This is a genomic window from Nodularia sp. UHCC 0506 (assembly GCF_034931045.1).
Taxonomy (GTDB): Bacteria; Cyanobacteriota; Cyanobacteriia; order Cyanobacteriales; family Nostocaceae; genus Nodularia.
Map to the genome: position 1 here is coordinate 2870 of NZ_JAYGHH010000078.1, position 9837 is coordinate 12706.

Annotated in this window: 11 protein-coding genes and 2 pseudogenes; 6 read left to right on the forward strand and 7 right to left on the reverse strand. The window is 39.3% G+C overall.

Annotated elements, in window-relative coordinates; translation table 11 throughout:
- The 3 genes and pseudogenes from VB654_RS24285 to VB654_RS24295 all read right to left on the reverse strand — a co-directional run.
- Positions 1-414: pseudogene (locus tag VB654_RS24285) on the reverse strand (hypothetical protein); the annotation flags it as partial.
- A 42-nt stretch (positions 415-456) separates the two neighbouring features.
- Positions 457-972 carry a hypothetical protein gene (locus VB654_RS24290; protein ID WP_323216404.1) on the reverse strand — a complete coding sequence of 172 codons (516 nt, stop codon included), beginning with the start codon at positions 970-972 and terminating at the stop codon, positions 457-459.
- Between the two features lie 20 nt (positions 973-992).
- Positions 993-1646, reverse strand: a complete 654-nt coding sequence (locus VB654_RS24295) for a class I SAM-dependent methyltransferase (protein WP_323216405.1) — start codon at positions 1644-1646, stop codon at positions 993-995.
- An 8-nt stretch (positions 1647-1654) separates the two neighbouring features.
- Between VB654_RS24295 and VB654_RS24300 the strand changes: the two genes are divergently transcribed.
- Positions 1655-3229: a glycosyltransferase family 39 protein gene (locus tag VB654_RS24300; protein WP_323216406.1), complete on the forward strand. Its 1575-nt coding sequence runs from the start codon at positions 1655-1657 to the stop codon at positions 3227-3229.
- A gap of 61 nt (positions 3230-3290) precedes the next feature.
- Here the strand turns inward: VB654_RS24300 and VB654_RS24305 are convergent, their stop codons facing one another.
- Both VB654_RS24305 and VB654_RS24310 read right to left on the reverse strand, forming a co-directional pair.
- Positions 3291-3419: a hypothetical protein gene (locus VB654_RS24305; protein WP_323216407.1), complete on the reverse strand. Its 129-nt coding sequence runs from the start codon at positions 3417-3419 to the stop codon at positions 3291-3293.
- 25 nt (positions 3420-3444) lie between these two features.
- The gene (locus tag VB654_RS24310; protein ID WP_323216408.1) at positions 3445-4581 is read right to left on the reverse strand and encodes a cob(I)yrinic acid a,c-diamide adenosyltransferase; all 1137 of its coding nucleotides are present in this window, start codon (positions 4579-4581) and stop codon (positions 3445-3447) included.
- Between the two features lie 185 nt (positions 4582-4766).
- On the opposite strand from VB654_RS24310, the gene fraC reads away from it, so the two are divergent.
- From fraC to VB654_RS24325, 3 genes are read left to right on the forward strand one after another with little or no spacing between them, the layout of a single operon-like run.
- Positions 4767-5312 carry a filament integrity protein FraC gene (gene fraC, locus VB654_RS24315; RefSeq protein WP_323216409.1) on the forward strand — a complete coding sequence of 182 codons (546 nt, stop codon included), beginning with the start codon at positions 4767-4769 and terminating at the stop codon, positions 5310-5312.
- 41 nt (positions 5313-5353) lie between these two features.
- Complete coding sequence (gene fraD, locus VB654_RS24320; RefSeq protein ID WP_323216410.1) at positions 5354-6415, forward strand: septal junction protein FraD; 1062 nt, start codon at positions 5354-5356, stop codon at positions 6413-6415.
- A 60-nt stretch (positions 6416-6475) separates the two neighbouring features.
- The gene (locus VB654_RS24325; RefSeq protein ID WP_323216411.1) at positions 6476-7255 is read left to right on the forward strand and encodes an ABC transporter permease; all 780 of its coding nucleotides are present in this window, start codon (positions 6476-6478) and stop codon (positions 7253-7255) included.
- A gap of 27 nt (positions 7256-7282) precedes the next feature.
- Here VB654_RS24325 and VB654_RS24330 read toward each other — a convergent pair whose 3' ends face one another.
- Positions 7283-7942 (reverse strand): pentapeptide repeat-containing protein, encoded by a 660-nt coding sequence (locus VB654_RS24330; RefSeq protein ID WP_323216412.1) that lies wholly within the window; start codon positions 7940-7942, stop codon positions 7283-7285.
- Between the two features lie 524 nt (positions 7943-8466).
- On the opposite strand from VB654_RS24330, the pseudogene VB654_RS24335 reads away from it, so the two are divergent.
- Together VB654_RS24335 and VB654_RS24340 are read left to right on the forward strand one after the other, a co-directional pair.
- Positions 8467-8550 (forward strand): annotated as a pseudogene (locus tag VB654_RS24335) (hypothetical protein); the annotation flags it as partial.
- A gap of 14 nt (positions 8551-8564) precedes the next feature.
- The gene (locus VB654_RS24340) at positions 8565-9017 is read left to right on the forward strand and encodes a response regulator (RefSeq protein ID WP_323216413.1); all 453 of its coding nucleotides are present in this window, start codon (positions 8565-8567) and stop codon (positions 9015-9017) included.
- 31 nt (positions 9018-9048) lie between these two features.
- Here the strand turns inward: VB654_RS24340 and VB654_RS24345 are convergent.
- Positions 9049-9837 (reverse strand): ATP-binding protein (locus VB654_RS24345; protein ID WP_323216414.1); only part of this gene is annotated, 789 nt, incomplete at its 5' end.

The window sequence follows — 9837 nt, forward strand, 5'->3', positions numbered from 1 at the left end:
AATTTGGCAGAAAGCCACTAATTCAGCTACTAATTTCAGAGACAAATCAATGGTTTGAGCTTTGTCAGCCTTGGGAGTCACTTTGTTTAAAAAACCCAGCAGAGGAATTGCTTCACCGACTTTGTTAGCTAAAGCTGCTGCACCTAGAGCTTTATCTGTCTTGTCTACAGTTTGATAAAGCCACATCGCTCGTTGGTATCCTTGGGAGCGGTCATTATAAAGATAAATTGCTCTTTCACCAATTTGCTGAATTAAATCTTCATCAGTTTCACCAGTGACTTTTTTAATGGTGTTGACAAAGCCTACAGTATTTTCCCATTTACCAGGAGCCACAAAATCTAGGGATTGCAACATGGAAATGGTCAAGCCATTAGTTGGAAGTTCATCAACTAATTCAAAAATCGGTTTATTCACAAGTCTCTCCTGATTTATGGTTGGAATTTGAGGTATTGAAACTTATTTCAATGTTGCTAGACCATCAAGATTAAATTTTTCAATCCATTGGGCGCGATCGCTGGCAGTAAATGACGGATCACTGGATAATACTTTTACTTGGTAACGATTATTTACTAGCACTGCTGTTTGAGTATTGCCAATTTCTCGCGCCGGATAACCTGCAATTGTTGTGGTGCTATTAGAATAGTTGGCTGCGGTTTCTGGTGTGCTGCTGGTATCAAAAATAGCTAACTTAGCTAAATCTTGACCATCTTTTTTTAATTTAGCTTCGGCGAAACCTTTTTTTTCTTGGGTAAACACTCTCTCGTAGTCATCATCAGCAGTAGGAAAGAATTTGTTAAATTCCCCACCTTGAGTAGCGGTTTCGACAACTGCTTGACCTCTTTTTTGTTGGGTGCTTTCCTGCTGTACTTGGTCAAAACGACCGGGTTCTTGGGGGGTACAGGCGCTAGTAGTCAGTAGCAAAACTGACAGTAACAAAGCAGTGAAAATTTTAGACACGCGAGATAAATTCATCTTTGAGTGTTCCTGATATTTCAACTTTGAGAAATGCGGTGTGCTATTACAGCATAAAATGGGTCTCCTCCGCCAGCACCTAACCACTGTAAAAAATTTGGGACTGTGGTTTTATTGACAATTACCTCTGGAACTGTAAATCCAGGGACTGAGGTGAAGTAGTGTTTAACCAATTCCACTCTAGTGGCTTCTGAAGCGTCTCGCCAAGCTTGAATCGCCTTTTGGAAAAACATCCGGTTAGAAAAGCTGATAATTGCTACACCACCTGGTTTGAGGATACGATGAATTTCGGCAAATATGGCTTCTGGATACTGCACATATTGTACAGAAACGCAATTCAAAACAGCATCAAAACTTTGATCTGGTAGAGGTAATTGAGGATGATCATTAAGATTTTGGACAAAATAATGATTTAAACGACGATTTCGGGCTAATTCTTCGGCGTTGAGTCCGTGTCCCTCAATATGGGCAAATTCTATCTCTGCTGGCAGATGGGACACCCAACTACTCATCATGTCCAGTATACGGGTATTGGGTTGGAGGCGATCGCGGTATAAATCCCTTAGCTGTTGAATAAATCCTTCATCAACATGGGTGACGAAGCGGGGATAGTCGTAAAATAACTGATCATCTGTATCGTCTAATTTTTGACGTTGATCGGGTTTGAGCATCATCAAGGTTTATGCTTAATTCAATGTTTTATAGAATTCGTTTATTTCCTTATCTCAGTTTACTGCTTTGGATACTCCCCTTATTGCTATTCAGTTCTGGGGATAATAGCCTGATGGCCCATGATGAAGGGCTGTACGCTAGGCGATCGCGTGTGATGTTTGAATCTGGTGATTGGATAGCCCCTTGGGGTACAGTGCATCATAAAACCCCTGGTCCTTATTGGATAATTGCCATTTCCTATCAGTTATTTGGGATCAGCGAAGCTAGTGTCAGATTACCGAGCATGATTATTGGTATTTTGAGCATATTACTAATATATGAAATTGGCAAAATTCTGCTCAATCAAAAATTAGCTTGGCTAACCGGATTAATTTTAAGTGTGCAATTTCTCTGGCTACAATATTGCCGCTTAGGTACACCAGATGTCCCCATGATATTTTTAGTATTATTAGCTATTTTGTCTTTGCTCCAAGCAGAACGACATCCTAAATATAAGTATGTTTTGACTTTTATCGCTGGCTTCAGCTTGGGTTTGGGTTTCTTAGTCAGAAGCTTTATGATTTTTCTGCCAATTGTAGCTTTATTGCCTTATTTAATTGGAGAACATCGCCGTCATCACCATCTTAGCAACCCTTATTTATATTTAGGTTTTGTAGTTGGTTTCATTCCTACATTGGGTTGGCTATGGCTAAACTGGATGCGCTATGGCAATGATAGTTATGAAGAATTATTCAGATTTGTTTTTCAGTTAGGCTCTAATGAGCGTGGTGGAAATGGCATAATATTCTATTTGTGGAATGTGCCACTAAAAGCCTTTCCTTGGTTCTTTTTCAGTTTTCTCGGCTTAGTTTTGCTGATTCGTCGTCCCATTCCTCGCTATCAATTGATATTAGTTGGTTTCCCTGTGACGCTGTTTGCTGAACTGAGTGTTTTCTCAACTCGTTTGTCTCACTATAGCCTTTGTCTTTACCCCTTTATAGCGTTGCTGGCGGCTGTGGGTTTAAGTTGGTTAGGAAAATGGGGAGATGGAGAAATCAAAAAACTTCCTCGTAATCTCAGTTATATTTTTGGTGGCTTGGGAATTTTATTGGTGTTAGCGGGGATAGTTATTTTAATTGGGGTGGATGACATTGAGATTCGCAAATACGCCATCCTGGGCTTAATTATGGGGTTAGGTTGGCTAATTTTGCCTCTGGTGTGGATTGGTCGTTACCACTTTCATCAAAAGTTTCTCACAGCTAATTATTGGCTGGCGGGTTGGTTAATTCCTTGTTGGTTGGCTTTGGCTGTAGCTGGTGGTTTAGGCTTATTTAGTGACTATAACCCGGATGTGAGAGTTTTTCTGCAACAACCTGCGATCGCCTCAGTTCTGCAAAATCATCCCGTCTATTTTTTACAAGTAGATGGGAAAACTGCGGTATTACTGAATTTTTACACTCCCGTTCATGGACAGCCAGTAAATTCAATCACCGAATTACCAACTTCTAGCTATGCGTGGATTTCTGCAACCCAAGCGGCGGAATTAACCACACCTTACCAAGTTATTGGTACTGTGCAACAACACCAATTGATTCAAGTTCTTTAGAATTGGGGACTGGGTGCAGGGTGCGGGGGGAGAAGATGGTAACTTCTCAATGACCAATGACCTATTTTTTACCTTTCTTGGTATTAAATTTGGTGGAAAATACAGTAGTAAACATCATTAACATACCGCCTATAAGAATAGCGATCGCCAATCCTCCTGTAATTAAGTCCAGTAAATTGCTGTCTTCCATAGTGAGTAATTAAATCAGTGAACAGTTAAAAATCTACACCACGTTTGAGTTCTACACCCTGGTTAGCATAATGTTTGTGACAGTATACCTCAGAGTGAACGCTGGCTAAATCGAAGTAAGCTGGTTGATGTTGACAGCGACCAGTGATAATCACTTCCGTATCACGAGGTTTGCGGAGTAAGGCTTGGACTATGGGTTCTACAGGAAGTAGTTCTAGGTCTACTGTGGGGTTGAGTTCATCGAGAATGATGGTTTTATACAATCCAGAAGCGATCGCAGTTTTGGCAATTTCCCAACCTCTTTCGGCTTCTACATAGTCCAATTCTTGGCGAGAATTGCGCCAAACAATGGCATCTCGACCACAACGTTGATGATCTACCACCTCTGGATATGATTGCTGTAAGGCCGCGATCGCTGCGTCTTCTGTGTAGCCACTACCACCTTTCAACCACTGCATAATTAACACACGGGTAGAACCTGGATGATTAATTCCCCTCCCAATGGCTTTTAATGCTTTGCCTAAAGCACTCGTAGATTTACCTTTCCCCGCACCAGTGTAAATTTCAATCCCCTCAATAAACAGTTCTTTGGCTGTGGGGTGGTCTTGGGGTTTCATTTCCGAATGCAAATCAGCAATATCAAGCAAACTTTGCGGTGCGGCGCGTCCGGTGGCGATGATTTCTAATTCGTGGGGTTTGGATTTTAATGTCCGTACCACCTCATCTACTGGTAGCAAACCCAAGTCTAAAACCGGGTTAATTTCATCTAAAACCACAACTGAATATAAACCAGAGGCGATCGCACCTTTAGCCACATCCCAACCCCGTGCTGCTTCTTCTCGGTCAAAGGGGGTGATTTCCTCTTGTCCAAAAAATTCGGCTCTCCCAGTGCGAACCTGATCAATTAAATGGGGAAAACCACGCTGTAAAGCTGCGATCGCGCCATCCTCATCATAATCACGTTCTGGCCCCTTTAAAAACCGCAACAGTAAGACGCGGCCAGAATCGCCCGGTGTATTTATTCCCAAGCCAATTGAGCGTAAAACTACCCCTAAAGCTGCTTGAGACTTACCTTTACCCACGCCATCGTAAACGTGAATTTGACCTGTGAGCCGTTCAGGACGCACTTGCGCCGTGCGAATACCGATGCCGTTCCTTGTCATTTCTTGAAAAGCTATAACGTGGCAATCCCTAATTTTACCTTGAAAAAGAAGCAAGGGGGCAGGGAGCAGGGGAGAAAGATATGGCACACTTAGATGATTACTCACGATAACAATGAGATAATTGACCAATCAGACCCGGATTTCTCAATGATTTCCCTAGCGTTCACCCTTACTATTGACACTTTATGCTTGGACTTGGAGATGTAAATATTCCTAGAATCCTGCCTGTCGGTGCAATTTTGCTGGAATTGTTGTTTTTACTGCTGGCTATTCCCATAGAAGCATACGTTTTGAACCAGAGGCTCAAATTTGACAAAAAAACTAGTATTTTTTATGCCATATCTATCAATCTTTTTTCCAGCACTGTTGGTTGGATTATATTTTTTATTTTAGAACCAATATTACCTATAGGTTTAAAAGCGGAATTAATCAGTTACGTATTTTTCCATAATTTTATATCACCAACCACACAATCTTTGATGATATTTACTGCTTTTATAATTTTCTTTATCACATTTTTCATGAAATTTATTTTTCTCAGAATTTTTGTGATTTCATTAAAAGAAGATGTCCTGAAAATTTATGAAAAAACACCAGAAAATAATCGATTAAAATGGAGGCGCAACAGTATTGTTAGATTACAAAGTACCAATTTAGTTACCACGATATTAATAGCAAATTCGCTGAGTTACAGTGCCATTAGTATAGTTATTTTGTTGATTCGCAAGTAAAAAACCTGAGATCATTACAGAAAAAATTAAGGGTGTGAAGGATGCAAACATTATTTAAAGATGTTTTCGTATTTTTGCAATTCTTTGTCGGAATTTTTGAAGGAATTAGAAAATTATTAATTCCACCCAAAGCTTATTCCTGGCAGACATTTATTTATTTGAGTGTTTTTTCTTGGACACTTTCATTGTTGGCTGTGGGTTATGTCAAAGATTTAATTGCGTTTTCAGGTTGGTTATTTTTAATTGCTGGTACAGCCTGGTATACAACTGATGATCCTTTAAGGGTTCCTGGAACTTTTATGCCAGTGGGAGCTGTAATAACTGGATTTTTAGTGAGTGTTTTTGCATTTGGTAATCAAGAAGACGTAATTACACCCAGAACAATTATACTTTGGCCAACAATTTCTGCAATAATTACAGCGATCCCAGATTTTATTGAAGGTACTGATACTAAGACTACCGCTAAACTTCCTAAACCAGAAGTTCGGGAAAAAATCATAGTTTTAGTAGCTAGTTGTATGTTAATCAGTTGCTGGATTCAGTTTTATTTTCTCATGGATAATTGGTTAACACAATATCCCAGCTTACTCACAGATAATTTTGAGCGTAGTACCTTTGTGGTCAGAATAGTAGATCCAGAAATCGAAACTGAAACACCAGCAGAACTACAAAAAATCCCAGAAAATGGTGTAGCCATTCTTGATGCACTCCAAATACAAGTAGAACAAACATTAAATAAAACACCTTGGTCACAAGTCGAAAGGTGGTTGATAGACGCAACGCAGGAAGTACAAAAATTGGGTGATCAAATCATAGAAGAGAAACTAGGACAATATGAAGAAAGAAAATTATGGGGTGTTGAATCGCGTGTTACTAATATCAAATCTGGATATAAATTAGATTTACTCAGTATTTGGAATGGTCCAAGTTCTAATCCCAAAGGATATTATCTGCAAAAATCTTGTCGAATTGAACCCATAGCAGTGGCAGAGGGATCTTCTAGAGTTCCTCTCAATGAAGTAGAACAAAGGAATACAGTGGCAGAAATTGAATGCGATCGCTTGAGTAAATTTATTGCGGGTGAACTACCACCACAGCGCTGATGGTAAATGTGAGGAATTGGGGAATAATTTAATTGATCATTGACATTTAACTAGAAAACCATGAATTTCGGTCGAGTTTTTGTAATTGCCAAAAATGTGTTTCAGGAAATGGTACGCGATCGCATTCTGTATATTATCGGGTTTTATGCGCTCATACTTGCCATAGCCTGGCGCGTATTACCTGAATTTGCAGCCACGACTGAAAATAAAATGTTTTTAGACTTTGGTCTGGGAACAATGAGTATGGTGAATTTAACTGTGGCAATTTTTCTGGGTACGGGACTGATTAATAAAGAAATTGACAAACGGACGCTTTTAGTATTAATTGCCAAACCTATCAGCCGCAGCGAAATTATTTCTGGCAAATTCTTGGGTTTATCGGCTGTGCTGGCTGCTCTTGTCGCTGCGATGACAGCAATTTATTTAGTATTTTTGCAGATTGGTAATATTCCCTATTCAGTTCTCAGCATTTTAATTGCAGCAATTTTTTTAATTTTGCAGTTGTCATTAATCACTGCTGTGGCGATTACCTTTGGTGTCTTTACCAGTTCTTTATTAGCAGTGACGTTAACATTTGCCGTGTACTTGATGGGGAATATTACTCCAGATTTAGTCAATTTGGGTCGTCTTAGTAACAACCCCGTCATTGAACGCATCACTCAAGGTTTGTACCTCATCTTGCCAGATTTATCTCGATTAAATTTAAAAAATGATGCTGTTTATGGCTTACGAGCTTTACCTGATGCGACCGTACTGATTACCAGTGTAGGTTATGGCTTATTTTATAGCGTCATGCTGTTAGCGATCGCTAATTTTATTTTCTCCCGACGTGAGTTTTAATCTAGTAGATCACGACATGGCTAATCACTAATGACTAATAACTATCTCAGGGGCGCGAATTGTTCCATCAGGCATGATAGTATGCCGCAACTTAGCATAACTGATTCTTGTTTCCCAAAGATTAGCCTCACTCAAGTTAGCCCTAGTCAAGTTGGTTGATGTCAGGTCTGCATTAGTGAAGTTGACCTTAGTTAAATTCGCTTCAACCAATGTCGCTCCACATAGCTTTGCTCCTGCAAGATTTGCTCTCAACAAGTTAGCTTCAATCAAAGATGCTTCAATTAATATAGCTTCGCTGAGGTCTGCTTCAGTTAAATCTGTGTTACACAAAGAAGCTCCCCACAGGTTAGTATGGCTGCATAGTGTTCGTCGCAATAAAGAACCACACAAATTGGCATAGCTTAAATCAGCCTCATATAAATTTGCTGACGACAAATCAGCCTGAGACAAATTAGCTTGACGCAAATTAGCTTGGATTAAATTTGCTCCACAGAGCTTAGTGTTAGTCAGATTGGCACCAGACAAATTAGCCCCATGTAAGTCTGCTCTGATCAAACTAACTCCGCTTAAATCCACTCCCATTAAGTCAATTCCGCTTAAATCACATTCACTGAAATCCCTACGTTGACACAATTTATCTTTAATTTGGCTTAATATTAATTCCTGTGTATCAGCATAATTTTTCATGGTATTTACCTCAAATGTCAATATTCACAAAGATGAGTTTTCTGAGCTTTGAACCAGGAATTATTCAAAATTTATCAGTCTATGGGTGATAGTTACTGTATATCGAGAGTACACCTTAAAACCCCATAAAGTGAATTTTGATGCAGTAATAAATGCGAAAAAAATTCTTCATGAACCAAAAAGTCACTCATTCACTAGTTTATCGAACAAAAAATGAATCCCATAAGTCATCAAAAATTGATAATCTAAAAAAATCAGGATCAAAAGTTAATAGCTCATCTCTTGTATAGATAAACTATTCTTGGACACCCTATTGATTATGACTAATAAACATTTCAAAATTAGAAAAAATTATGGCACAATACCTATCATAAGGAGGATTTATTTAGCTTGCTGGTTAGATTAAAAAAACGAATATTTTTATCTGTACAATTTGTCAAATTGGGCGCAGGACTTGCTAACAAGGCCTTGAACCTAATTTTTTATCTCATGTATTTGATCACTTCCAGCAAGCAGATACCGCCACCACCAGAAAACTTGGGGAGTTGGAACTGGGACTAGCAATTGTGCGACAATTAGTAGAACTCCACAGAGGAAGAGAAGGATAAGGGGCGACATTTACGTGCAATCAATCACAACATCCAGCCATAGTGACGGAGAAATGGACTCTAACTTGGGCAATCTTCAGGGAATTAAGATTTTAGTTGTAGATGATGACTTGGATTCACGAGACTTTATTTGCTTTGTCCTGGAAGAAGAAGGCGCAGAAGTTATATCAGTGTCCTCGGCGATGGAAGCACTGCAAACTCTGCCAGAATCCAAGGCAGATGTCTTATTAAGCGATATTGGAATGCCAGAAATGGATGGCTATATGTTGATGCGTCAAATCCGAACCTGGCCATCAGAACAAGGAGGAAAGACACCAGCGATCGCACTTACGGCCTATGCTGGAGAACATAATCAGCAACAAGCAATATCAGCCGGCTTTCAGATGCACGTCACTAAGCCCGCCGAACCTTCTCAATTAGTTGCAGCTGTGGCTGGACTAGCTGGGAAACAAGTCATTAGTCATTAGTCATTACCTCTAAATAATGCTTCTCCCAGTTTCAATCGCCTGGTGGACTAACCCACTTTAGGCAGAATTCTACTGTTTCTGGAATATCAAGAGATTTAGAGGTATTCCCCGCTCGAATATAAAGTTCATATTTATTATTACCTTTGAGTAAAGCGATTGTGTCTGATTTCTTGACATCAATAGCACAGACTGTGTTACTGTCAATCGTCTCAAATCGAATTTTTACCTGTGACATAAAGCCTGCACCGATGCGATCGCAAATCAGATTCACAATTGTCTGCTCAAATTGATCAACAGAAGCTTTAGAAAGTAAAGCCAAGTCTTTCTCTAAACCAAAAATATTACCATTATCTTCTACTCCAATAATTAGCGTTCCCCCTTCAGCATTAAGAAATGCAGCGATAGTTTTGAGGACATTAAATTTCAATATATCATTCTTACAATTTTGTTTAACATCCCATTGCAAGGTGCTTTTGTACTCTAGTGTTGAACTTTCCGGTAATTTAACTAGTTGGGAAATGGGTTGTAAATCTCCGATTTTTTTGATCGTAGTTAAAAAGCGTCTCAACTTCCGTTGCTCAAGCAATGCGTTCAGGCTATCTTCATTATCTGCTGTTTCAATTACAGTCTTGTTAATGACAGCAATGTATTTCCCCCAATAGTCTTGTTCTAAAATTTTCAGATTCTCAGTTATCCACTGTTCATTTTGGACATTACCCCAACGATTAAAATAGGCAATAGCCTCTTGAATTGAATCATGTAGAGCATCAAACACATTACCCCGCATATTTTTAGAAATGTAATCCCACGCCCCAAATTC